1 pseudogene is annotated in these 297 nt (G+C 70.7%); it reads left to right on the top strand.

Features of this window, described 5'->3' with window-relative positions:
* A pseudogene (locus tag GWK61_RS55690) lies at positions 1-297 on the top strand (hypothetical protein); the annotation flags it as partial.

Below are 297 nucleotides of genomic sequence, written 5' to 3'. Positions count from 1 at the left end.
CTGCGGCCTCGAACGGCGCGGGCCGCACCATCGCGCTGGTCGACGCCTACGACGACGCCAACGCCGCCTCCGACCTGGCCGCGTACCGCTCGGCCGCCGGCCTGCCCGCAGGCACCTTCACCAAGGTCAACCAGAACGGCCAGACCTCGCCGCTGCCCTCGGCCCCGCCCGCCGGCGACGACTGGACCCTTGAGTCCTCGCTCGACCTGGACATGGCCTCGGCGATCTGCCCGCTGTGCAAGATCGTGCTGGTCGAAGCCAACGACGACTCCAGCAACGGCCTGTTCATCGCCCAAA

The sequence above is a fragment of the Catenulispora rubra genome, assembly GCF_015356825.1.
GTDB classification, from domain to species: domain Bacteria; phylum Actinomycetota; class Actinomycetes; order Streptomycetales; family Catenulisporaceae; genus Catenulispora; species Catenulispora rubra.
Note: the sequence above shows the minus strand (reverse complement) of the source record. Positions and strands in the feature narration are given on the sequence as shown.